Genomic DNA, 25,447 nt, shown 5'->3' on the forward strand with positions numbered 1-25,447 from the left:
GGTGAAGTTCATAAAGCGTTTATTATTTTTAACATTGATTTGCATAATTCTTGGAGTCACCACAATATTTGGCTTCTATCAGTACGTGAAGCCTGAATTGCCAGATGTTGCAACTCTAAAAGACGTTGAATTACAAACACCTATGAAGGTGTTTAGTCAAGACGGGAAGCTGATCGCACAGTTCGGTGAAAAGCGTCGTATTCCTGTTACTTATGACGAAATTCCTCAAGACTTAATTCACGCGCTCATCGCAACCGAAGATAGTCGTTTCTATGAGCATCCTGGTATCGACCCTATCGGCATCACTCGTGCAGCGGTTGTTGTTGCGGTTTCAGGCTCGGCTAAACAGGGTGCAAGTACGATTACGCAACAGCTAGCTCGTAACTTCTTCTTATCTAATGAGAAGAAGATCATGCGTAAGATTAAAGAGATTTTTATTGCTATCCATATTGAGCAGCTTTTAAGTAAGCAAGAAATCATGGAGCTTTATGTCAATAAAATCTTCCTTGGTTACCGCTCATATGGCTTTGGTGCTGCCGCTCAAGTGTATTTTGGCAAGAGCCTTGATGAATTGACGTTAAGTGAGATTGCAACACTCGCTGGTATGCCAAAAGCGCCATCAACCATGAACCCAATTTACTCTCTTGAGCGCGCAACAAAACGCCGTAACGTTGTATTAATGCGAATGCTTGATGAGAAATACATTACACAAGAGCAGTATGACGAAGCACGCAATGAGCCTATTGTGGCGCGTTATCATAGCGCTGAGATTGAGCTTTCCGCACCTTACGTAGCAGAGTTGGCTCGTGCATGGGCAGTAAAAGAATACGGTGAAGAAGAAGCTTATACCTCTGGCTTGAATATTTACATGACTGTGGATTCTAAACTGCAAGATGCTGCAAATACGTCTGCGGTAAATAACCTCTTGTCATACGATGAACGTCATGGCTACCGTGGTGCAGAAAGTGTGCTTTGGAAAGAAGGGGAAGCGGCCTGGGACAATGAGCAAATAGAAAAGCACCTGAAGAAACAGCCAACTTATGGTGACCTTTACCCTGCGGTTGTGACGAAAGTCGATGATAAGACGGCACAAGTATGGGTTAAGAACCATGAAGAGCAAACCATCCCTTGGACTGGAATGCACTGGGCGCGTAAGTACATTACTGATAACCGCCAAGGCTCAACACCAAAGTCAGCGCATGATGTGCTAGCGACAGGTCAACAAGTTTGGGTTCGCGAAGTAAGTGAAACCGATGAAGATGACAACACAACACTGAGCTGGAAACTGAGCCAAGTGCCGACAGCAAACACCGCGTTTGTTGCGATGAACCCAGAAAATGGCGCGATATTGTCGCTGGTTGGTGGTTTCAACTTTGTTCACAGCAAGTTTAACCGTGCAACCATGTCAGTGCGTCAGGTTGGTTCAAGTATCAAGCCTTTCATCTACTCGGCAGCAATTGACAAAGGGCTGACTCTAGCCACTTTGATTAACGATGCGCCGATTAACAAGTGGGATGCAGGTTCTGGTTCAGCTTGGCGACCAAAAAACTCACCACCGACTTATGGTGGTCCAACGCGTCTTCGCCTCGGCTTAGCTCAATCAAAAAACGTCATGGCAGTGCGTACACTCCGTGAAGTTGGCCTCGAGGAGACACGTCAGTACCTTACTCGTTTCGGTTTTGATATTAACCAAGTACCACGCTCTGAGACCATCGCACTCGGAGCTGGCAGCTTAACACCAATGAAAGTGGCACAAGGTTACTCTGTGTTTGCGAACGGTGGTTATTACGTTGAACCATTCTATGTAGAACGCGTGGAAGATGCATTCGGTGAAGTACTGTTTAAAGCCAATCCAAAGAGTGTTTGTCATAAGGATTGCCCGCAAATGAGCGAGCAGCCAGAAAATCGCTACGCTGATGAATTTGGCGAACAAGACGTCGCAATTGATGGCCTAGCAACAGACAATGCCCTTGAAAATGATGAACCTCAATATGCACCGCAAGTTATCTCTGAACAGAATGCATTCTTAATGCGTGAGATGATGTACAGCAACATTTGGGGTGGCGGTAACTGGCGTGAAGGCACAGGTTGGAATGGTACAGGCTGGCGCGCGCAAAAACTTGGTCGTCGTGATATCGGGGGTAAAACGGGTACAACGAATGATTCCAAGGATGCTTGGTACAATGGCTATGGACCTGGTGTCGTTGCGATAGCTTGGGTTGGCTTTGATGATCACTCACGTGCACTTGGCCGCACCACTGTTAACAGCAACCTAGGGCAAGGCCAAATTTCTGGTGCCGAGTCGGGTGCGAAAACCGCAGAGCCTGCTTGGATTGACTTCATGCGTGTTGCGCTAGAAGGGACGCCGGAGCAAGGTAAAAATATTCCAGAGGATATTATTCGAGTTCGTATTGATCGCAACAGCGGTATGCTAACGCACAAGGTAGATAGCACATCAATGTTCGAATACTTTGAAAAAGGCACGGAGCCTACCGAATACGCTGGCGACCGTTTAGAAGATAGTATTTATTCTTCAGGCTCTGGCGCAGAAGAACTGTTCTAAATCACAAAAGCACAAGGGAGAGCATCAAGCTCTCCCTTTTTTATGTCTGCTTCTTATGCTGCAGCATTCAATGATGGATAAGAAGCCAACACCTCTTTAATCTTCGCTGCTAAAGCTTCAAACCTAGCTCGTAATGGTGAGCCCGGACGGTATACGAGAACGATATTACGCGAGGGGGTTGGGTTAACAGCTGGTACGTAGCATACGCCATCTTTTTGCTTCTCATTAGGGATAGAAAGCTGAGGCAATAACGTAATCCCCGCACCGGCAGCAACCATGTTGCGTAACGTCTCCAAGCTGGTGGCTTTAAAACGCTCATCGTCTTTTGCACCAGCGGCAAAACAAAAACCTAACGCTTGATCTCGCAGACAGTGGCCGTCTCCCAACGCTAAAACGGTTTTACCATTCAGCTCCAACATATCAACATGGTCGAGAGAGGCCCACTCGTGGTCACATGGCACTGCGACACTTAATGGCTCTTGATACACTTCGATCTCTTTAAATGGCGCAGTTTCATCAACCGAAGCTAAAACTAAGCAATCTAGTTTGCCTTCTTCCAATTGACGCACTAATTGATGTGTTTGAGCTTCGTGCAGAAATAGCTCCAGCTCAGGAAATGCTTCTTTTATCTGCGGCAGAATTTTGGGTAGTAGATAAGGCCCAACCGTCGGGATGAAACCAATATGCATCGGTCCAGTCATGGCTCCGCTTTGACCGCTTGCCATATCTCTGAAGGTTTTCACTTCACTTAAGATGCGCTTAGCCTGCTCCACCAGCTGTAACCCTGAATCGGTAAACAAAACACGTCGGCTGCTTCGCTCTAAAAGCGTGGTCCCGAGTTCGTCCTCTAGTTTACGAATTTGCCCACTCAATGTTGGCTGGCTAACAAAACATGCCTCTGCCGCTTTGCGAAAGTGCTTATGTTCCGCAAGTGCAACTAAGTACTCAAAATCTCGAATATTCATACTTCACGCTTCGCTTCTTTAACAATAGCTAATACCTATCAAAACCATAACACCAAACGATTAGAGCTATCAAAGGATTTTTACAATAATGGGCTCAACAAAACGAAACAGAGCGACGAAAAACGCTAAGCTCTATACGCATAATTTAAAATAGTTAAAGGAAATCATTATGTTTGTATCTAAAGAAGGTCAACAAGTCCCTCAAGTTACTTTTCCAGTTCGTCAAGGTGACTCTTGGGTGAATGTAACGACCGATGAGCTATTTAAAGGTAAGACCGTTATCGTATTTAGCTTACCGGGTGCATTTACTCCAACCTGTTCATCAAGCCATCTACCTCGTTACAACGAATTGTTCCCTGTATTTAAAGAGCACGGAGTGGATGAGATTATTTGTGTCTCGGTCAATGATACGTTCGTGATGAATGCATGGAAACAAGACCAAGAAGCAGAAAACATTACCTTCATCCCGGATGGTAATGGTGAATTCACCGATGGCATGGGTATGTTAGTGGATAAAAACGACATCGGCTTTGGCAAACGTTCATGGCGTTACAGCATGCTAGTAAAAGATGGCGTAGTGGAAAAAATGTTCATTGAGCCAAACGAACCAGGCGACCCATTCAAGGTGTCAGACGCAGATACGATGCTGAACTACATAGCGCCTGACTACAAAACGCAAGAATCCATCACGGTGTTCACTAAACCAGGCTGCCCTTTCTGTATGAAAGCGAAACAAAATCTGATTGACCACGGTCTTCAATATGAAGAAGTGATTCTGGGTAAAGACGCAACAACAGTTAGTCTACGAGCTATATCTGGTCGCACGACTGTTCCACAAGTCTTTATCGGTGGCAAGCATATCGGCGGTAGCGAAGAGCTAGAAGCGTATCTAGGCTAAGCTGTCCATAGCCTACACCCTCGGTCTCCGGTGCCTTTTGGCTCGGAGGCCAACCCTAAACCACTTCTTCTACTAGTCTAGATAAGTAGTTATCTGCCAATAAGGTGACTACTTATCCAGATTCAACTATCCAATTCACTCTCCAAGCTCAATGTAGCTAGCTTGGCTTAAAACAAAAGCGAGAGTTCACGATGAAACAAGTTAATGTCGACGTAGCGATTATTGGTGGCGGGACGGCTGGTCTTGGTGCTTATCGAGCAGCAAAAGCTCATACCAACAGCGTGGTAATCATTGAGGGCGGTCCCTACGGAACAACCTGTGCTCGTGTCGGATGCATGCCGTCTAAGCTGTTAATTGCGGCAGCAGAAAGTGTTCATCAAATCGAAAAAGCACCTGGATTTGGGATACACCCGCAAGGTGAAGTACGAATTAACGGACGAGAAGTTATGGATCGTGTAAAGCGCGAACGCGATCGTTTTGTTGGCTTTGTGCTTGAAAGTGTCGATGATATTCCCGCTGAAGACAAACTATCGGGCTACGCGAAGTTTGCCGATGACCACACTCTCATCATAGATGATCATACTCAGGTCACCGCACAGCGCATTGTTATTGCGACAGGATCTCGTCCAGCATATCCGGCAGCTTGGAATGAACTGGGTGATCGCCTAGTGATTAACGATGATGTATTTGACTGGGATGACTTACCAGAGTCCGTTGCAGTATTTGGCCCAGGAGTCATCGGCCTTGAATTGGGTCAGGCTTTACACCGCCTAGGAGTAAACGTGAAGCTCTTTGGCCTTGGAGGACAAGTGGGCCCACTGACAGACCCAGAGGTGATGGCTTATGCAGATAAAGCCTTTAAGGAAGAGTTCTACCTAGATGCAGATGTAAAAGTCGAAAGCATGAAACGCATTGCTTCGTCAGACAATGACGGCGAAGACAAGGTCGAAATCCAATTCATCAACCATGATGGTGAATTAGAAACTTTCGTTGTCGATTACGTATTGGCCGCAACGGGTCGTCGTCCAAACGTCGATAAGCTGGCGATCGAGAACACCAATGTGGCTCTCGATGAACGTGGCGTACCAACGGCGGATCACTACACATTGCAAACTTCGGTAGAGAGCATCTTCATCGCAGGTGATGCAAGTAACCAAATTCCACTGCTGCACGAAGCCGCTGACCAAGGCCGTATTGCTGGAGACAACGCAGGCCGTTTCCCAGATATTCGTGCGGGTCTGCGTCGCTCACCAATTTCAGCCGTGTTCTCCGACCCTCAAATTGCTATGGTTGGCGAAACATATAAACAACTAGAAACACGTCTAGGCACATGTGGATGTTTCGCAACCGGTGAAGTCTCGTTTGAAAATCAAGGACGTTCGCGCGTCATGCTTCGTAATAAAGGCATTCTGCATGTCTACGGAGAGCAAGGCACTGGACGTTTTTTAGGTGCAGAAATGATGGCCCCGAATGCAGAGCATCTTGCGCACCTTTTAGCGTGGGCGCACCAAAATAGGATGACGATTTCTGAGATGTTAGATATGCCCTTCTATCACCCAGTGATTGAAGAAGGCGTCCGCACCGCTCTACGTGATTTGAATGCAAAACTACACTTAGGGCCAGAAATGGTGAAACATTGTCTTGACTGCGGCCCTGGCTGCTAACGCTTTCAGGCTTCTATCTAAATATAAAGCAAAGCCTCGTCATCAACGAGGCTTTGCTTTGCTACTTCGGCGCAATAAAATCTCTCTTACGCTGCCATCATTGCATAGCGGCTGACCATATAAATCGCGACAACACCGATCATAAAGAACCCACCAGCGATACTCAGCGCAAGTTTCAACTCTGTCGACATCATTATATTTCCTGTTAAAGACTGACAGCACACCATACATCAATTACGTGCCACAAAGCTTTTACAAAGCTAACTTTCCATTTTTGGTTGTGTCATGGCGCTCTAAGCCCGTGTAAGAAACGCTTTCCACCATTTAGTTAGATATATAATCTGAAGCAACACTAATGGTTTGGAAAACACTATGACTTGTCGCCGCTGCGAGGAACATTGGTTTTGGAAAGAACTTGGACGTTGCCAACGATGCTTGGATCAATTGACGGTACTTTCTGTACTGTGTTGGATTGTGTGGTGGTTTACGCTCAAAGATGATCCACAAAGCATCGAGTCGATCGCTTTGATCTTTGCCGGCTTCGCTTTCAACGTTTTGTTGTTTCTACACTTATGGATGCGTTTTGTCATCTTGCCTTGGCAACGTCGAAAGGGACAAAAAAAGGCCAATAAAAAAGAGAAAAGTGACAGATAGAAAAAAGCCCCAAAACCAATGTCAGTTCTGGGGCTCTCTTAGATTCTTCTAAGAAAAAGCAGTGGTACTTTAATAGACCGGGCTTCCTCTCAAAGGTTCCAAATTTTTTCGATTTTTTTAGCGAATACTGATGTAAGTAAACAGGAAAATGACTATGTCATTGAATGCTAATAAAATCACTCCACAACTTCAGTTCATGCCACATGCGTTTTTTGGATCACTTGCTCCATTAAATTGATCTCAAGCGCTACCTCATCACATGCATGTTGACGTGGGCACTGATCGCAATCTTTCAGAACTTTCTCCGGCAGTAATGACTTCGATGTCGGTAAAAAGCTTTGCTTCATAAAGAACTCAGGCGTTCGCGTTAGAACAAAGACTTTCTTGATCGCCATCTGGCGCGCTTTCTCAACCAAATAGTTCACAATCGCACTGCCCTGCCCTTGGCCTTGCCAGCCCGCTTCGATACCAAGAGAGCGTATTTCTGCCAACCCTGAGTCATACACATATAGAGAAGCGCAACCCGTCACTTCACCATGATGCTCAGCCACCGCGAAAGAGCCAATATCTCTCACGAGCTCATTACGAGAGCGCGGAAGATTCTCACCAAGGTTCGCCCAGTAAGCAACCATACCTTCCAACGTTTCAATGTCCGTCAAACGTGCAGGACGCACTTTCACCGCCGAGCTGTCACGCTGGCTCAGGCGCTTATCCGCTTGTTCTACCGCGTAAGCGACCTGGTGAGGCGAAACACCACCCAAAGCACAACGCTTTTCCAAACACGAGTCGATAGTCAGAATGTCATACACATCCGCTTCAATGACTTCTGAGAAGGCTTTTAACTCTTCGATAGACAGCTCTTCTAGCGCACAACCTTTAGCAATAGCACCAACGACCGCGACACCGACGATGTGGTGAGCTTCACGGAATGGGATGCCTTTCGCCACTAGGTAATCAGCTAACTCCGTCGAGTTTGCGTAACCTTGTTTCGCCGCTTCTAGTGTGCGCTCGCCATTCACTTTAATACCGTCAAAACACAGAGCTGCCATTTCCATGCAGTCGTTCCATGTATCTAAAGCGTCAAACAACCCTTCTTTATCTTCCTGCATGTCTTTGTTGTACGCCAATGGCAAGGCTTTAACTGTCATCATCATGCTCGATAATGCGCCATAGACACGCCCTGTCTTACCACGGATCAACTCAAGTGCATCTGGGTTTTTCTTCTGTGGCATTAATGACGAACCAGATGTCACCGTATCAGCTAACTCAATGAAGTTTGACTCGCCTGAATTGTAGAAGATCATATCTTCTGCAAGACGAGAAAGGTGCAGCATAGAAATCGACGCCACCGACATCAGTTCCATCACATGATCACGATCTGAAACCGAATCGAGTGAATTACGCGTAGCACGGTGGAAACCGAGATTATGTGCTAATTGTTCGCGATCAATCGGATAAGCCGTTCCCGCTAAAGCACCCGAGCCAAGTGGACAAGTGTCGAGACGCTGTAAGGCATCATTCAGACGAGAGTAGTCACGCTCGAACATTTCAACATAAGCCAAGCACCAGTGAGCAAACGTTACAGGTTGAGCACGCTGAAGATGAGTATAGCCTGGCAATACGGTGCCTTGGTGCTGTTTAGCAACATGGACCATTTGTGCTTGTAGGCGATCTAAAGCAATCAATAATTGCTGACCTTGCTGACGACACCAAAGTTTCAAGTCTGTGGCGACTTGGTCATTCCGAGAACGCCCAGTGTGGAGTTTTTTACCTAAATCTCCCACTTTACTGATTAGCTGCTGTTCAACCCAAGAGTGGATATCTTCTGCATCAGAGCGAAGAATTTGGTGAGGGTCTTCCATCACTTCTAACTTCAGCTCATTTAAAGCAAGTTCCAGTTTTTGCTGTTCTTCTGCCGATAGCACATCAACAGAAAGCAGAGCTTTAGACCATGCGATTGAACCTACGATGTCTTGCTCAGCCAATCGGTAGTCAAAACGCAACGAATCATTGAACTCTTTAAATCTGGTGTCTGCCGCTTGGGTAAATCTTCCGCCCCATAATGCCATTGCGTCTCTCCTGATGACTATTGCTTACTCTAACGTTCTCGAATGAGTAGTAACCAATTTGATGGTCATTTGCTCACTTTTTCTTATGGGTCAACGTTACGGCAATTTCGATAAAAAATAAAGTATAAATTCAATATTTTTACATATATATTCAAACAAACTTTAGATACTCGCTTTTAGAAACCAAAAGACCCGCCTATAAATGGCGGGTCTTTATTCAATCCAAGATGGATGTTAATGGATTATTTCTTCTGGCTGTTCAATGCACGAATACGGCTTGATAGCGAGTAAAGACGGATGAACCCACCTGCATGGCTTTGGTCGTAAACTTCATCTTCACCAAAAGTCGCGAACTCTTCTGAATACAAGCTGTTGTCAGAACGTTTTTGCGTCACTGTCGCTTGACCTTTGTAGAGCTTAACAACCACTTCACCGTTAACGTCTTGCGCTAGCTCTTCTGAAGCGGCAAGGATCGATTTACATAGTGGCGTAAACCAACGGCCATCGTATACAAGGTGAGACGCTTTTAGACCTAGCTCCTCACGGAATTCGAATGATGATTTGTCTAGCACAAGCTGCTCTACAGCACGCAGCGCTTCCATCATGATGGTGCCTCCCGGTGTTTCATAACAACCACGAGACTTCATCCCAACAAGACGGTTTTCCACGATATCGATACGGCCAACACCGTGCTTAGCGCCCTTCTCGTTTAGGTAAACCAGTGCGTTATATGGTGTCATCACTTCACCATCAACTTCGACCACTTCACCTTTTTCTACTTTCAGCGTGACGTATTCCGCTTCATTTGGCGCTTGCTCTGGGTCGACAGTCCACACCCAGCAGTCTTCGTTTGGTGCGTTCCACGTATCTTCTAAAACGCCGCCTTCCGTCGAAATGTGCCATGCGTTTGCATCACGTGAATAGATCTTAGTAAGAGACGCAGAGCAAGGAATATTACGCTCAGCTAGGTAATCCAAACACTCTTCACGGCTCACTAGGTCCCACTCACGCCAAGGTGCAATCACTTGTAAGTCCGGTGCTAGTGCTGCAAATGCACCTTCGAAACGCACTTGGTCGTTACCTTTACCTGTACAGCCATGACACAGTGCGTCCGCGCCCACTTTACGTGCCACTTCAACCTGCGCTTTAGCAATGATTGGACGCGCCATTGATGTACCTAGCAGGTACTTACCTTCGTAGTACGCGCCGGTTTTTAGTGTCGGGTAAATGTAGTCTGCGACCATTTCTTCTTTCAAGTCCGCGATGTAACACTCAGAAGCACCAGAGGCTTTTGCTTTCGCTTCAATGCCTTCTAGCTCTTCGGCACCTTGACCAACATCGGCAACGAAAGCCACTACTTCACAGTCGTAGTTCTCTTTTAGCCACGGGATGATTACTGAAGTATCTAGACCGCCTGAGTATGCGACTACCACTTTATTTACGTTCACTTTGCTCATGTTTTTTCTCCAAACTTAACTGGCGCTGCGCTCGGCGGTCAGTGCCAACTACGACTTCCTAATATTGAATTCTTTTGCTGATGCTTATTGAGGCAAGAATTGAGTACCAATACTTTCACCAGCGAATAACTGTGCTAATTTTTCTGGGTAACGCCAGGTCGCGACTTCAATTGGACGGCCAAGATCATTGGCGGCCTCCAAAGCGGCTTTAACTTTGACGATCATGCCATCGGTGATCACATGTCCATCGATCAACGAGTTAGCTTGCTGCTCTGACAGGGTTTTGATCAAATGGCCTTTTCCATCTAATACACCACTCACGTCTGATAACAGGACTAACTCCGCATCTAATGCGCCCGCAACCGCGACTGCTGCTTGATCAGCATTCACATTCATCATCTGGCCATCTTTGGTTAAACCAATTGAACTGATGATCGGCAGTGCACCTGTGTTTAGCACCGCTTGTAATAGTGCTGAGTCACCCGGTGATGCTTTGCCTACCGCGCCGAGTTCTGGGTCAAGTTCTTCAACAAGACACAAACCACCATCCGCAAGGCTAAGGCCCACAGCGTTAAGACCGTCCGCAATCGCTTGACCTTGAAGTAACTTATTCGCAGTGCCTGCAAGCGCGCCTGCAATCACAGGAATTTGATCGTAAGGCGTTACGCGTAAACCGTTTTTCTTTACGGTTTCAAGCTGAAGCTTTGCCATCAACTCATCAACTAGGTAGCCACCGCCATGAACGATGGCGATTTGTCGCTGTGCCGATTTTTGGTAAGCCGCAATGGCACCAAACAGTTGGCTTAAGGTTTGAGTGCATGATAGAGCTGCACCACCTAGCTTAATGACTAAAGGAGCTTGATTGGTTTGCGTCATCGCATTTCCCTCTTTCAACGACTACAGCAACGCTGTCAGTTCTGGGTAACCGTAATGAATATTGAGACATTGCATCGCTTGACTCGATGCACCTTTAAGTAGGTTGTCGATAGCTGAAATCACAATGATGTGTTCGCCTTGTACCTTCCAGCCGATATCGCAGAAAGGGGTATTTTCGACATCCTGAATACGTGGAATACCGTCGCCTTTAAGACGCACCGCAGGCTTGCCTTGATAAGCTTGTTCAAACGCCTGTGCCACTTGTGCTTCTGTCACACCTTGCGCAAGCTTCATGGTGATAGTGGCAAGAATGCCGCGTTTAAAGTTGCCGAGGTGCGGAGTAAAAATCACATCGCAACCCAAGTGCTGAGCAATCTCTGGCTGGTGACGATGGTTAAATACACCATAAGGTTGCAAGCTCACTTCACAGAAGCTGTTAACCATGGAGGCTTTACGCCCTGCACCAGATACACCACTGGTTGCGTTGATCACTGGCCATTGGTTGGTATCAAGCAACGCATGTTCTAATAAAGGTTTGATTGCAAGCTGTGAAGCGGTTGGGTAGCAACCTGCTACTGCAATCAAAGGAGTGGTTTTTATTGATTCTTGGTTCCACTCTGCTAAGCCGTACGCTGCTTTATCTAGCCAGTTGTTATGTTGATGTGCGAAGCCATAAAAAGTGTCGTAAAAGCCTTCACTTTTCACACGGAATGCACCCGATAAATCGAATACCTGACAGCCTGCCTCCAAGAAAGTTGGGGCTAAATCATGGCTGACTTCGTGAGCCGTTGCCAAAAACACCACGTCCGATTCTTGAGCGATTTGCAGTGGATCCGTTAGTGGTAAAACTGGCATATCAATGATGCCCGCTAGCTTACCGTGCAGCTGCGCGATGCTCTTTCCCGCATCAACACTGTTGGCGGAAACGTATAAACCTGATAGCGTGAGTTGTGGGTGTTTATTAACCATTAACGCTAACTCTGCGCCGGTGTAACCGCTGGCTCCAATAATCGTGGTTTTTAGCATTGTGTGACATCCATATACTTAAAGGCTCAAATGACTATTCATATTTAATTTTTGCTTTATTTTGATTTTTTATTCATTAAATATGATTTAATATGTGTTTTACATTTTTGTGGTCTGTCTGTCAACAGGAGATTTGAAGAATCCATGCAATTACCAACTTTTCTAGAGGTCTATGAAGGACTCATCAGCACCTCTTCTATCAGCTCCACGGATCCGAGCTGGGATCAGGGCAATGCAAAAGTCATCGAAAAACTCGCATCTTGGTTTAAAGATCTGGGTTTTAGCGTTGAAGTGATCGAAGTCGAGCCAGGCAAGCACAATATGATCGCACGTATGGGTGAGGGTGAAGGTGGCCTTTTACTTGCTGGCCATAGTGATACCGTGCCATTCGATCAAGGGCGATGGAATTTTGATCCGCATAAACTGACGGAAAAAGGCAACCGCTTCTACGGTTTAGGCACAGCAGACATGAAAGGCTTTTTCGCCTTTATTTATGAAGCAGTGAAGAAAGTCGATTGGAGCAAGCAGAGCAAACCACTTTACGTATTAGCCACTTGTGACGAAGAGACCACCATGTTGGGCGCGCGACATTTCACAGCAAACGCCCCATTTAAGCCGGATTACTGCATCATTGGTGAACCCACCAGCCTTGTACCAATTCGAGGTCATAAAGGGCATGTGGCAAATGCCATTCGCGTAACAGGCAAGTCCGGTCACTCATCGGACCCAGCGCTTGGCGTTAACGCTATTGAGATCATGCATGAAGTCATGTTCGCCATGATGCAACTGCGTGACAAATTGATTAAAGAATATCACCATCCGGGTTTTGCCATTCCAAGCCCAACCCTAAACCTTGGACACATTCACGGTGGTGACAGCGCTAACCGTATTTGTGGTTGCTGTGAGCTGCATTACGACGTGCGTCCTCTTCCTGGCATTAGCCTTGATGGTTTAGAGAACATGTTGCGCGGAGCATTAAAAGAAGTCGAAGCGAAATGGCCAGGGAGACTGGAGATTATTCCATTGCATGAGCCTATTCCGGGTTACGAATGCCAACATGACCACCCATTTATTGGTGGTGTTGAAGAGATTTGCCAAACTAGTTCAGAAACCGTGAACTACTGTACTGAAGCACCATTTCTACAGCAGTTGTGTCCAACCTTGGTGCTCGGCCCTGGGTCAATCGACCAAGCCCATCAACCGGATGAGTTTCTATCCTTCGACTTTATCGACCCCACAATTGATGTGCTTTCAAAGGCGATGGTCAAGTACTGCTGTTAATACGCGTTTAAGCTCGAAAGTCTGTGCAGCTCGATTGAGCTGCATCTTTTTATCTTCACAATTTAGCGCTAGTCTTAACACTTATTTAACTTGTTATTTTGTAATTAATTTTCACTTCTTACTCTATGGCTGCCGTAAATTTGCTCTAAATCAGGAGACAGCGGAATAATTGCAAACTTAGTCTGCTTTATTTGACTATAACTGGTGCTTTTCGCTAGATTGGAGTCTTAACAAGGACAATGGATGTAGTTTTTTTACGAGGCAGGACGACAATGAACGAGAAATACGCCGCACTCAAAAGTAATGTGCGCATGTTAGGCCACTTATTGGGTAACACCATTCGCGATGCCCATGGCGAAGAAATCTTCGAGAAAGTGGAAACCATTCGTAAATTATCCAAATCAGCTCAAGCAGGGAATCAAGCAGACAGGGACAGCTTGATCGAAGAAATCAAACATCTACCTGATGAGCAGCTAACGCCCGTTACTCGCGCGTTTAACCAATTTCTAAACCTCACCAATATCGCTGAGCAATACCACACGATTTCACGCCATTGTGAAGAGCACATTTGCGAACCAGACGCGATTAACTCGCTGTTTTCTAAACTGGTACAAAACGATGTGAGCAAACTGGACACTGCCCAAGCGGTTCGTGATCTAAATATTGAATTGGTATTGACGGCTCACCCAACAGAAATTACGCGCCGTACGATGATCAACAAACTGGTCAAGATAAACGAGTGCTTATCAAAGTTGGAGCTAAGCGATCTTTCTTCTAAAGAGCGCAGAAAAACCGAACGCCGCCTAGAGCAACTGATTGCCCAAGGCTGGCATTCAGACGTGATTCGACAACAACGCCCAACTCCGTTGGATGAAGCAAAATGGGGCTTTGCGGTCGTTGAAAACTCGCTATGGGAAGCAGTACCGGACTTCCTACGTGAGATGAATGACCGTCTAAAATCTTACCTTGGAGAAGGTTTACCCATTGATGCTCGCCCAGTGCACTTCTCCTCTTGGATGGGCGGTGACCGTGACGGTAACCCGTTTGTTACTCACAACGTTACGCGTGAAGTCTTACTATTGTCTCGTTGGAAAGCCGCCGATCTTTATCTCAATGACATTAACGAGTTGATCAGCGAGCTGTCTATGACAGTTTCAAACGATCAAGTACGTGAACTTGCTGGCGAAGATCAGCACGAACCATACCGTGCGATCCTGAAGCAATTACGCACTCTGCTCAATGAAACCAAAGATATTCTCGATGCTAAGATCCACGGTCAAAAACTGGCCGTTAAAGCACCACTGCAAAAAGTCGAGCAACTTTGGGAACCGCTGTATGCCTGCTACCAGTCACTAAACGAATGTGGCATGGGTGTAATAGCCAACGGCTCACTACTGGATACACTACGCCGCGTAAAAGCATTTGGTATCCATCTTGTACGTCTTGATATCCGCCAAGAGAGCACGCGTCACTCAGACGTCTTGTCTGAACTAACTCGCTACTTAGGTATTGGTGATTACGAACAATGGAGTGAGCAAGATAAGATTGCTTTTCTAACTAACGAGCTGGCATCTAAACGTCCGCTTCTCCCTCGTGATTGGGAACCGTCTGAACCCGTCAAAGAGGTTTTGGATACCTGCAAGATTGTTGCAGCACAACCGCGTGAAGCGTTTGGCGCTTACGTTATTTCAATGGCACGTACCGCCTCTGACGTACTAGCCGTTCATCTACTGCTACAAGAAGCAGGTTGCCCTTACCGCATGGATGTGTGTCCTCTGTTCGAAACGCTAGACGATTTGAACAACGCAGAATCGGTCATTAAGCAGCTTATGGGGATTGACCTTTACCGTGGTTTTATCCAAAACCACCAGATGGTCATGATTGGTTACTCTGACTCAGCGAAAGATGCAGGTGTTATGTCTGCTGGTTGGGCTCAGTATCATGCGATGGAATCGTTAGTTAAAGTGGCTGAAGAAGAAGGCGTTGAGCTAACTCTATTCCATGGTCGTGGGGGCACAGTCGGTCGCGGTGGCGCACCTGCGCATGCTGCGCTTTTGTCGCAACCACCAAAAAGCTTGAAAGGCGGTTTACGTGTAACAGAGCAAGGCGAAATGATCCGCTTTAAACTGGGACTCCCAGATGTCGCAGTAAACAGCTTTAACCTATATGCAAGTGCGATTCTGGAAGCCAATTTGTTACCGCCACCGGAGCCAAAACAAGAATGGCGCGACTTGATGGAAGTGCTATCAGAAGTAAGCTGTGAGTCTTACCGAAATGTGGTTCGTGGCGAGCCAGATTTCGTGCCTTACTTCCGCCAAGCAACACCAGAACTCGAACTCGGCAAGTTGCCACTTGGTTCTCGTCCTGCAAAACGCAACCCTAAGGGCGGAGTAGAAAGCTTACGTGCAATCCCGTGGATCTTCTCATGGAGTCAAAACCGTTTGGTACTTCCTGCATGGCTAGGCGCAGGTGAAGCGATTCAATACTCGATCGATAAAGGCCACCAAGCATTGCTCGAAGAGATGTGCCGCGAATGGCCGTTTTTCTCTACTCGTCTCGGCATGCTAGAGATGGTGTACTCGAAGTGTAATATTGATATCTCTCGCTACTACGATGAGCGATTGGTGGATGAGTCGCTCCGTCCACTCGGTGAAAAACTTCGTGCTCAGCTTCAAGAAGACATCAAAGCGGTACTGAATGTAGAGAACAATGAAAACTTGATGCAGCATGACCCTTGGGGACTCGAGTCTATTCGCTTACGCAATATCTACGTTGAGCCATTGAATATGCTACAAGCAGAGCTGCTATACCGCACGCGTCAAACCGAAGAAGCCTCTGCAAACTTGGAAGAAGCGTTGATGGTGACGATTGCTGGTATTGCTGCTGGTATGCGCAACACAGGCTAATCGTTTCATTTTTAATAAAAAGCTGGGCAAATGCTCAGCTTTTTTTTATCACAGGATAATCGCACCAAAACAAAAGCAGTTAAATAAACCATAATAGACCCAAAAAATACCAAAATAAAAGAATAAAAAACCACAAGCTAACACTATTGATTATTATGTTAGTTTTTTAGGGTAATTTTGTCCTACTATTCCACTTCATGCTTATTATTTATATACTACTTGCCTGCTGAGAGCTCATAAATCCAATCATACCTGCTCCAGCCTTGATGGGACTCCCCATCGCTCTAGGTGATAAACGGCTTTAAGGTGACAGGACCAACATTGTTGGTGCTACTTATACATTAAAAAACTCAAGTGCCAGTAAGAGCGCAGCTGAAAGTATAAGTAGCTTGTTTACAAGTTTATTGACCATTTGGATTGAAGACATGTCATTACCACACGTAATCTTAACTGTTCTTAGCACTCGCGACGCAACCGGTTACGATATCACTAAAGAATTCTCTGCTAGCATCGGTTACTTCTGGAAAGCAAGCCACCAACAAGTGTACCGTGAACTCAACAAAATGGCTGAGAAAGAACTGGTTACTTGCGTATTAGAACCCCAAGAAGGCAAACCAGACCGCAAGGTTTACTCTATTACAGACGCTGGTCGCAGCGCTTTGGGAGAGTGGTTTGATCAACCAACTGCACACCCAACAGTTCGTGATGAGTTTTCAGCGAAATTGATGGCATGTGCCGTTCAACCTGCGGCTCCATTCCGTGACCAACTCGCCGAGCTAGTTGAAGAGTCTCGCAAACTGGTTTCTCACTACAAAGAAATTGAAGCGGCTTACTACGCAACGCCGTCAACTTTAGATAAACAAGCTCGCCTAGAACGTCTAACGCTTCGCCGTAACCTTCTGTTACGTGAAACTTGGATCACTTGGGCAGAAGAAGTTCTAACTGAACTTGAAGTGATTGGTTAAACTCCTTTTGCTTTGATAAAACGAAAAAGGCTTGCCACTTGGCAAGCCTTTTATCTTTTTGAAACCAGATTTACGCACCGACTACTGCGCGAGGACGAACACCCAACGTATGGCATAACGCGTAAGTCATCTCTGCACGGTTTAGTGTATAGAAGTGAAAATCCTTAACCCCTTCACGACTCAGCACACGCACCATATCAATAGCTTGGCTAGCTCCTACAAGCTGGCGAGTCACCGGATCATCATCCAAGCCATCGAATTGTTTGCTCATCCACCCTGGTACTTTCACGTTGTTCTGTGCCGCAAAGCGAGACGCTTGCTTAAAGTTCGATACAGGCAAAATTCCTGGCACAATTTCTACGTCAATTCCTGCTGCGACACAACGGTCACGGAATCGCAGGTAAGACTCAACGTCAAAAAAGAACTGAGTAATAGCACGGTTTGCACCTGCATCTACCTTACGTTTTAGGTTCAATAAGTCAGACTGTGCGCTTTTAGCTTCAGGGTGAACCTCAGGGAATGCAGCAACGGAGATATCGAAATCGTGGCGTGATTTCAGCAGCTCAACCAAATCCGAGGCATACATATCAGGCGCACCGCCACCTGGAGGAATATCACCACGCAGAGCGACGATATTTTCAATACCATTGTTCCAATAATCATCGGCAATATTAATCAACTCTTCACGAGTCGCATCAATACAAGTGAGATGGGGAGCGGCAACCAATCCGGTTGTTGCTTTAATTTCTTTAATGATGGAGTGTGTTCTGTCACGCTCGCCGGAGTTCGCACCGTAAGTCACAGAAACAAATTTAGGTTGAAGCGTTTTAAGACGGTGCACTGAATTCCAAAGTGTTTCTTCCATCTTAGCGCTGCTTGGCGGAAAAAACTCAAACGATACATTGATGTTATCTGATAACTCAGCAATATTCTGGTTCAAGGCGTCGATATGGCCTGCGTGCGTATATCCCATCTTACTCTCCCTGCGGCACTCCGCCACGAAAACAAATCCTTAAAATCGACGTTTAGACGTCTATATGTCTACAGAATGTATTGAATACGATTTAATGTCAACCTTGTAATTATGAATTTTTCTCAAGTTAATAATGAAGATAGTTCAAGTTTCTACTTGAGCATCATCTCGCCATTTTGCACGGGTTATGACTTCAGTATGGCACTGATAGGGGAATAAAAAACCCTGGATTAATTCCAGGGTTTTTAGGTCAATCGCAACTTTAAAATAAACCAGCCAATCGGTTGAGGTCGGATTGAATAGCGCCGGCTGTCACTTCTCTGCCTGCGCCTGGTCCTCGAATGACCAGAGGGTTATCTTTGTACCACTTGCTCTCTATGGCAAAAATGTTATCGCATGGCAATAAGTTGGCGAGCGCGTGCTCACGAGACAACGCTTCGACTCCCACCGTTGCTTTACCATTTTTTTCTAAACGCGCCACATAGCGAAGCACTTGATCGTTTCTCTGTGCTTTTGTCAGACGCTCTTGAAGTATTTCACTCAACAACGCTCCATTATCGAAGAAATCATCTAAGCTCAGTTCTCTTAATTCTTCTGGCACCAAAGACTCAACTTTAACGCTGTCTGGTTCTATATCTAGGCCCGACTCTCGAGCCAAGATGACTAACTTGCGCATTACATCGGAGCCATCTAAATCAGAACGAGGATCAGGTTCGGTTAAACCTTGCTGCCAAGCAAGATCGACTAAATCATTAAATGGCACAGAACCATCAAACTGTTGGAACAGCCATGATAGCGTCCCCGAGAAAATACCCGATAGAGCGACGATTTCATCCCCACTTTCACGAAGATCTCGCACGGTATGGTTTATCGGTAACCCAGCACCAACCGTTGCGTTGTATAGCCAATGACGACCAATTTTAGCGAATGCATCTTGAACCTGATGGTAGTACTGACTATCTGCGGAACCGGCCACTTTGTTAGCGGAAATCAAATGAATGCCTTGCTGTGCGATTTCTACGTAGCGCTGAGCTAACTCTTTACTCGCGGTAACATCAAGCACGACGGCTTCATCATAGCTTTTAAGCGCTCCCAAACGTGCCAGCCAATCCCCATTGTTGGCTATGCTTTCATCATCAAATCGTTCAGCAACACTCGCCGCCTCAATACCTTGCTCATCGAACCAATAGGTTTGGCTATCCACAACCGCGACAAGATCAAAGCTCATACCATGACGTTTTTCGAGCTCACTTTTTTGCGTCGCAAATAAATTTAACCAACTAGAACCAATATTACCCTTGCCACATAAAGCCACTGCCACGCGTTTTTGCGCTTGGAACAACTGGCTATGAATCGTTTGAACCAACGTCTCGGTATCAGTACGGCGCAAAACAGCGACTAGGCTCAGCCCTGAGTCTGTTTCAGAGATAAATTCTACCGGAGAGTGCTTTAGCTTCTGATAAAAGCCAAAGCAATGATTGGCGTTTTTCGTAACGCCTGCACCTACCGCAGCTAAGAGCGAGTAACCTTCTTTTAGCTTAATTTCTGCCTCTACCGCAAGCTCTTGCAAGTGTTTCAATGCACCACCGGCGATTTCTGCGGTGTAAGCCAAGCGTAGCGTGTGCTGATCGGATTGAGCTTCAAATGCCAGTGGCTCTAATTGCGCGCGCTGCAACGCTTGTAATACATCACTCTGTGTTTTTTCGAAGTCGTGCCCATGCATGAAAGACAACTGCACCAATAAAACATCATCCAGTGAAGTAATAATTTTAGCGCCACGACCAGATGCCAATACACGCTCAATACGAGTAGAACCCGACTCTGGCAGATAGCTACACTTGAGATTAAGGTCCATGGTACTTTGCGCCACAGGCTGAAGCGTACGACTGTGTAGCACTGGGGCAGCTAAGCGAGCAAGTTCACTGGCTTCATCCAATCGAAGTAACGGTAATAAACAAGCATCAGACACCAAACGTGGATCGGCACTATAAACACCAGCAACATCACTCCAAATCGTGACAGTACTGACTTCAGCAAGCGCGCCTATGACCGTTGCAGAATAGTCAGAGCCGTTACGACCAAGTAGAATGGTTTCTCCTGCCTCGTTCTGAGCCATAAAGCCAGTAATTACCACACGTTTATGGTTATGCTGCGCGAGGATCTCTTTAATTAAAGGGTATGAACGAGCGCGATCAACCTCTGGTTGAGTTCCCGCTTCTGCACGTAAAAACGCTCGTGCATCTTGTGCAACCGCAGGGATAGAACGTTGAGATAATAACGCGGCCAATAGGCGAGCAGACCATACTTCTCCGTGTCCCAGTACCGCAGCTTTTTGCGCATTAGTGAGTGGTGCAGTCAGCTCCGAGAGAGTACTGAACTCATCATGTAATAAAGCTAACAGCTCTTCTTTTGCTTCACTCTCCAACAAGCTTTCTATTAGCTCAGTTTGGAACTGTCTCAAGCTTTGAAGCGCTTCATGCGCAATTCGGCCATCTTTATTTAACCCTTCCAAAAACTCAATCAAGCGATTAGTGGTTTTTCCTGCAGCAGAGACGACCACAAGATCATTTTCTGTCGAATACTCTTTGAGAATACCCACAACGCGTAAGTAGCATTCTGGGTTTGCTAAGCTACTGCCACCAAACTTATGCAGCTGACGTTGTACAGTCATTGTTATCGTCTCCTATTACTGGGTAGCTTTAGCGAACGCTTGTTCTAAATCTGTGATGAGGTCTTGTGCATCTTCCAAACCGACAGACAAACGCAATAGTTGATGAGAGACCCCAGCCTCCGCCAGTGCCTCCTCACCCATTGCACGGTGAGTCATGGATGCCGGGTGGCAAATCAAACTTTCTACACCACCTAATGATTCAGCTAATGAAAACAGTTGGAGCTCTTTCACAAACACCTTTAGCTGCTCAAACGAACCAGCAAACTCAAAACTCAACATAGAGCCAAAGCCCGTTTGCTGCTTTTTAGCAATGTCGTGACCTGGATGTTCCGGCAGGCTTGGATGATAGATAGTTTTAACTAACGCTTGTTTCTGTAGGTAAGCCAGTACCTGCTGTGAGCTCTCTTCATGTACTTTCATACGAGCACCAAGCGTACGAATACCTCGCAGTGTCATGTAACTATCGAAAGGTGTGCCCGTTGCACCAATACAATTGCCCCACCATGCAAGCTCTTCTGCATGCGCTTCTGTGTTGGTGATGATTACCCCACCAATTACGTCCGAATGACCGTTGATGTACTTTGTTGTGGAGTGGATAACAAAATCCGCACCTAGCTCTAAAGGTTTTTGGTACACGGGTGTCAAAAAGGTATTGTCCACCGCAACTAACGCGCCGACTTGTTTCGCTTTTTCACAAGTAGCTGCAATATCCACTACGCGAACCAGAGGGTTTGACGGAGTTTCTAGCAAAATGAGTTTTGGTTTTTGTGCCAATGCAGCATCTAAAGCCTGTTCGTCTGATTGATCGACAAACTGAACCTTAAAGTCGCCTTTGTTAGCTCGGGTATTAAAAAGACGATAGGTACCACCATAACAATCGTGAGGAGCAATAATGAGATCATCTGGGCCGAGAAAAGCGGAAACCCATAAATTTAATGCCGACGTACCGCAGTTAGTAACAACCGCTCCTTTTCCAGACTCGAGTTCAGATAGCGCACTTTCCAACAGTCCGCGGTTTGGATTACCAGATCGTGTGTAATCATACTTGGGCACTTCACCAAAAGCAGGAAAACCATAGTTAGTGGAAAGATAAATAGGTGGAACGACAGCATGATATTGGCTGTCTGATTCAATACCAGTGCGTACTGCAATGGTCGCAGGTTTGCGAGTGCTCATGGGTGTATCCTTTCACGGGTAATGACTTCTAAATAGGAATGCGCTATATCTAATGAGTAACATAAAGTGATCAACACGCTTCCTTTGCTGTTATGTTCACTTTACTCGTCAAAAAATGAGACGTCAACACTTCTAGACGTCTATATGTCTTTGCTTATGGCGGTAAATGCAGCTAAAATCAGCACCTAAATTATTTTTAACCGATTACATAAATGAAGGTGTGCAATGGCTGACTGGAATGGCGAATACATTAGCCCATATGCAGAGCACGGCAAAAAAAGCGAACAAGTAAAAAAAATTACCGTCTCTATCCCGCTAAAAGTTTTAAAGGTGCTAACTGATGAGCGTACTCGCCGTCAGATCAATAACTTACGCCATGCAACCAATAGTGAATTGCTATGCGAGGCATTTTTGCACGCGTACACAGGTCAGCCACTTCCGACAGATGAAGACCTTCGTAAAGACCGTCCTGATGATATTCCAACAGAAGTAAAAGCGCTGATGACGGAAATGGGCATCGAATTTGAGTCATTCGACGAAGAATAAAAAAGCCTGATAAGAGGTTTCAGGTAATAACTCTTGCCTCGAGCCAAATGAACGACATAAAAAATGGGACGCAATAGCGTCCCATTTTTGTGTATCACATCTGAAAGATATATTACTCTGCCATGTAGTTTTCAGGCATCTCGATACGAGCTACACCTGAATTAACCGCCGCCTGAGCAACCGCTTTTGCAACACGTGGTAGCAAACGTGAATCCATTGGTTTTGGAATAATATAGTCCGCACCAAACTCTAGCTTATCAACACCTGCAGCCTTCAATACGGCTTCAGGTACAGGCTCTTTTGCTAGCTCACGAATCGCCTCAACGGCTGCAAGTTTCATTTCATCATTGATTTCACTTGCACGCACATCAAGAGCACCGCGGAAAATGAATGGGAAACACAATACGTTGTTAACTTGGTTAGGATAATCACTACGGCCAGTACCCATGATCAAGTCATCACGAACTGCGTGAGCAAGTTCCGGCTTGATTTCAGGATCCGGGTTAGAACATGCGAATACGATTGGCTTATCTGCCATCAACTTCAACGCTTCCGCTGGCAATAGGTTTGGACCAGATACACCTAGGAACAGATCTGCACCTTCAATCACGTCTTCTAGTGTGCGCTTATCTGTATTGTTCGCAAATAGCTGCTTATATTCATTAAGATCATCACGACGAGTGTGAATCACACCTTTGCGATCTAGCATGTAGATTTTTTCGCGCATTGCGCCGCATTTGATCAGAAGCTCCATACACGCTACAGCGGCAGCGCCAGCGCCAAGACAAACAATTGTTGAATCTTCAAGTTTCTTACCTTGAAGTTCGATTGCATTCAGCATACCCGCTGCCGTTACAATAGCAGTACCATGTTGATCATCGTGGAATACTGGTACATCACAACGTTCAATCAGACGCTTTTCAATCTCAAAACAGTCTGGTGCTTTAATATCTTCAAGGTTGATACCGCCAAAAGTGTCTGCAATGCTCGCAACAGTATCAACAAATTCATCGATCGTGCGGTGCTTAACTTCAATATCAATAGAGTCAAGACCTGCAAAACGCTTAAACAGTAACGCTTTACCTTCCATCACTGGCTTAGATGCAAGTGGACCTAGGTTACCTAGACCTAGAATAGCGGTACCGTTAGAAATAACAGCAACCATGTTCCCTTTTGCAGTGTACTTGTACACGTTATCCGGGTTTTGTGCGATTTCACGCACTGGCTCTGCAACACCAGGGCTGTAAGCAAGGGCAAGATCACCCGCCGTTTCCGCAGGCTTTGTAAGTTCGACAGCAATCTTTCCTGGAGTTGGATAAGCATGGTAATCCAATGCTTTTTGGCGATGTTCTTCTTCTGGAGTGGCTGCTTGGTGGTTGTCTTCAGACATGGACGTTTCTCTTTTTTATTTTTAGGTAAGGGGGCATAAATTCTATCGGATAGAAATCAAACTTCATAGGCAAGATTGCGAGCAATATCCTTAAAAAGCCGATAATAAAAGAGATTAGACCAGATAACGGGGTTAAGCACCTGATTTTCGAGTCAGGTGCTCTTTCTTCTTACTATTATTGGAGTATGCAAACTCAGAAAGTATCGTTACTCTTCGTCCACGTATTGCGCTTGGAGATAATTCTCAATACCAGACATTTCAATCAAGCCAAGTTGCGTCTCTAGCCAATCAACATGTTCTTCTTCATCTTCAAGAATATCTTGGAAGAGATCTCGAGACACATAATCTCGAATGTCTTCAGCGTAGGCAATCGCATCTTTTAAATCTGGAATAGCCGCCATTTCAAGCTTTAAGTCACACTCGAGCATTTCCTTGGTATCTTCACCAATCATCAACTTACCTAAATCTTGTAGGTTCGGTAGGCCTTCAAGGAACAAAATACGCTCAATTAGATGATCGGCATGCTTCATCTCATCGATAGATTCGTGATATTCCTTGTCTGCTAGGTGCTTTAAGCCCCAGTCTTTATACATTCGGGCGTGAAGAAAATACTGATTAATAGCGACGAGCTCGTTACCGAGCACTTTATTGAGATGTTGAATGATGATTGGATCGCCTTTCATGACAAAACCCTCCTCTTTGGCTTCATTTAAATGTAGAAGCAAATGAGAAGGTGTCAAAATGTAAGGCAAATAATTACTGCATACTTACAGCAATTAGCTGGCTTGTTTAAATTCCGTGTAACTAGTTTCCGCTAAAATTTCCTTGGCCTGTCTGATGCACTTACCACATTGGCTGCCCAATGCCGTGCACTTTTTGATTCCTTTAATATCTGTTACGCCTTCATCTATCGCCAACTTCCTAATTTTTTTGTCGGAGACACCATGGCAAAGACAAACGTACATACTCAAAAAACCTATAAAACTAATCTGTGACAAACAATATAAACAAGAATAGTTCTTGTTACCAGTCTCATTATGTTGTCCGCTCAGAATATTTGGTTATAACGATTTTACCGCTGCAGGAAAAGATCAAAGGGTTAAGAGGGGTGAGTAAAAGCGTTAAGAAACAAAGTCGGTAAAACTCTGTTTTTAAATCGAAAAAGTGACGTCTTTTATTTCAACACTTATAACTAAATGTAATCTAGAAATGAAAAAGGGAAGCCTAAGCTTCCCTTTTCGATGCGCTTTCTTCAAAAAGAAGAACAGTGCAAGATTTCGTTTAATTCGTTATGAATTAGTCGAAGATCTTAGCAACAACACCAGCACCTACTGTACGGCCACCTTCACGGATCGCGAAACGTAGAC

The 25,447-nt window shown here is 45.6% G+C and carries 19 protein-coding genes and 1 pseudogene; 8 read left to right on the forward strand and 12 right to left on the reverse strand.

Going from position 1 to position 25,447, the window contains the following annotated elements:
- Position 1 precedes the first annotated feature (1 nt).
- Entirely contained in the window at positions 2 to 2,563 is a 2,562-nt protein-coding gene (locus R7P72_RS21310; protein ID WP_005381325.1) for a penicillin-binding protein 1A, read from the forward strand.
- A gap of 53 nt (positions 2,564 to 2,616) precedes the next feature.
- Here R7P72_RS21310 and oxyR read toward each other — a convergent pair whose 3' ends face one another.
- Complete coding sequence (gene oxyR / locus R7P72_RS21315) at positions 2,617 to 3,528, reverse strand: DNA-binding transcriptional regulator OxyR (protein WP_005381326.1); 912 nt, start codon at positions 3,526 to 3,528, stop codon at positions 2,617 to 2,619.
- Between the two features lie 169 nt (positions 3,529 to 3,697).
- Here oxyR and R7P72_RS21320 point away from each other — a divergent pair, with 169 nt between their 5' ends.
- The 3 genes from R7P72_RS21320 to R7P72_RS21330 all read left to right on the forward strand — a co-directional run bounded on the left by R7P72_RS21320 (position 3,698) and on the right by R7P72_RS21330 (position 6,744).
- Positions 3,698 to 4,426: a redoxin family protein gene (locus R7P72_RS21320; protein WP_005382781.1), complete on the forward strand. Its 729-nt coding sequence runs from the start codon at positions 3,698 to 3,700 to the stop codon at positions 4,424 to 4,426.
- 191 nt (positions 4,427 to 4,617) lie between these two features.
- A complete protein-coding gene (locus tag R7P72_RS21325; RefSeq protein WP_005381328.1) occupies positions 4,618 to 6,090 on the forward strand; it encodes a dihydrolipoyl dehydrogenase in 1,473 nt (490 codons plus the stop codon).
- A 372-nt stretch (positions 6,091 to 6,462) separates the two neighbouring features.
- The gene (locus R7P72_RS21330; RefSeq protein ID WP_005381330.1) at positions 6,463 to 6,744 is read left to right on the forward strand and encodes a DUF3624 domain-containing protein; all 282 of its coding nucleotides are present in this window, start codon (positions 6,463 to 6,465) and stop codon (positions 6,742 to 6,744) included.
- Positions 6,745 to 6,938: 194 nt separating this feature from the next.
- On the opposite strand, the gene argH is transcribed toward R7P72_RS21330, so the two are convergent.
- The 4 genes from argH to argC all read right to left on the reverse strand — a co-directional run bounded on the left by argH (position 6,939) and on the right by argC (position 12,172).
- Positions 6,939 to 8,813: an argininosuccinate lyase gene (argH, locus tag R7P72_RS21335; protein ID WP_005381331.1), complete on the reverse strand. Its 1,875-nt coding sequence runs from the start codon at positions 8,811 to 8,813 to the stop codon at positions 6,939 to 6,941.
- A 242-nt stretch (positions 8,814 to 9,055) separates the two neighbouring features.
- Positions 9,056 to 10,270 (reverse strand): argininosuccinate synthase, encoded by a 1,215-nt coding sequence (locus R7P72_RS21340; RefSeq protein ID WP_005381332.1) that lies wholly within the window; start codon positions 10,268 to 10,270, stop codon positions 9,056 to 9,058.
- Positions 10,271 to 10,354: 84 nt separating this feature from the next.
- Positions 10,355 to 11,146, reverse strand: coding sequence for an acetylglutamate kinase (gene argB, locus R7P72_RS21345; RefSeq protein WP_005381333.1), 792 nt, complete (start codon positions 11,144 to 11,146; stop codon positions 10,355 to 10,357).
- 21 nt (positions 11,147 to 11,167) lie between these two features.
- Positions 11,168 to 12,172 (reverse strand): N-acetyl-gamma-glutamyl-phosphate reductase, encoded by a 1,005-nt coding sequence (argC, locus tag R7P72_RS21350; protein ID WP_017633525.1) that lies wholly within the window; start codon positions 12,170 to 12,172, stop codon positions 11,168 to 11,170.
- Between the two features lie 144 nt (positions 12,173 to 12,316).
- Here argC and argE point away from each other — a divergent pair, with 144 nt between their 5' ends.
- From argE to R7P72_RS21365, 3 genes are all read left to right on the forward strand, one after another.
- Entirely contained in the window at positions 12,317 to 13,453 is a 1,137-nt protein-coding gene (gene argE, locus R7P72_RS21355) for an acetylornithine deacetylase (RefSeq protein WP_017821739.1), read from the forward strand.
- A gap of 272 nt (positions 13,454 to 13,725) precedes the next feature.
- Positions 13,726 to 16,359, forward strand: coding sequence for a phosphoenolpyruvate carboxylase (ppc, locus tag R7P72_RS21360; RefSeq protein ID WP_005381336.1), 2,634 nt, complete (start codon positions 13,726 to 13,728; stop codon positions 16,357 to 16,359).
- Between the two features lie 425 nt (positions 16,360 to 16,784).
- Positions 16,785 to 17,324 carry a PadR family transcriptional regulator gene (locus R7P72_RS21365; protein WP_005382791.1) on the forward strand — a complete coding sequence of 180 codons (540 nt, stop codon included), beginning with the start codon at positions 16,785 to 16,787 and terminating at the stop codon, positions 17,322 to 17,324.
- A 70-nt stretch (positions 17,325 to 17,394) separates the two neighbouring features.
- On the opposite strand, the gene metF is transcribed toward R7P72_RS21365, so the two are convergent.
- The 3 genes from metF to R7P72_RS21380 all read right to left on the reverse strand — a co-directional run bounded on the left by metF (position 17,395) and on the right by R7P72_RS21380 (position 22,144).
- Entirely contained in the window at positions 17,395 to 18,297 is a 903-nt protein-coding gene (metF, locus tag R7P72_RS21370; protein WP_005381345.1) for a methylenetetrahydrofolate reductase, read from the reverse strand.
- A 262-nt stretch (positions 18,298 to 18,559) separates the two neighbouring features.
- A complete protein-coding gene (locus R7P72_RS21375; RefSeq protein ID WP_005381348.1) occupies positions 18,560 to 20,968 on the reverse strand; it encodes a bifunctional aspartate kinase/homoserine dehydrogenase II in 2,409 nt (802 codons plus the stop codon).
- Positions 20,969 to 20,983: 15 nt separating this feature from the next.
- Positions 20,984 to 22,144, reverse strand: a complete 1,161-nt coding sequence (locus R7P72_RS21380) for an O-succinylhomoserine (thiol)-lyase (protein ID WP_005381350.1) — start codon at positions 22,142 to 22,144, stop codon at positions 20,984 to 20,986.
- 225 nt (positions 22,145 to 22,369) lie between these two features.
- Here R7P72_RS21380 and metJ point away from each other — a divergent pair, with 225 nt between their 5' ends.
- A complete protein-coding gene (gene metJ, locus R7P72_RS21385; protein WP_005381353.1) occupies positions 22,370 to 22,690 on the forward strand; it encodes a met regulon transcriptional regulator MetJ in 321 nt (106 codons plus the stop codon).
- 112 nt (positions 22,691 to 22,802) lie between these two features.
- On the opposite strand, the gene R7P72_RS21390 is transcribed toward metJ, so the two are convergent.
- The 4 genes and pseudogenes from R7P72_RS21390 to R7P72_RS21405 all read right to left on the reverse strand — a co-directional run.
- Positions 22,803 to 24,080, reverse strand: a complete 1,278-nt coding sequence (locus tag R7P72_RS21390; protein WP_005381358.1) for a malic enzyme-like NAD(P)-binding protein — start codon at positions 24,078 to 24,080, stop codon at positions 22,803 to 22,805.
- Between the two features lie 206 nt (positions 24,081 to 24,286).
- Positions 24,287 to 24,763, reverse strand: coding sequence for a bacterioferritin (gene bfr / locus R7P72_RS21395; RefSeq protein WP_005381359.1), 477 nt, complete (start codon positions 24,761 to 24,763; stop codon positions 24,287 to 24,289).
- Positions 24,764 to 24,856: 93 nt separating this feature from the next.
- Positions 24,857 to 25,045, reverse strand: coding sequence for a (2Fe-2S)-binding protein (locus R7P72_RS21400; RefSeq protein ID WP_005381360.1), 189 nt, complete (start codon positions 25,043 to 25,045; stop codon positions 24,857 to 24,859).
- Positions 25,046 to 25,376: 331 nt separating this feature from the next.
- Positions 25,377 to 25,447 (reverse strand): annotated as a pseudogene (locus tag R7P72_RS21405) (elongation factor Tu); the annotation flags it as partial.

It is taken from the genome of Vibrio sp. Vb0888 (assembly GCF_033338835.1).
Lineage (GTDB): Bacteria > Pseudomonadota > Gammaproteobacteria > Enterobacterales > Vibrionaceae > Vibrio > Vibrio alginolyticus.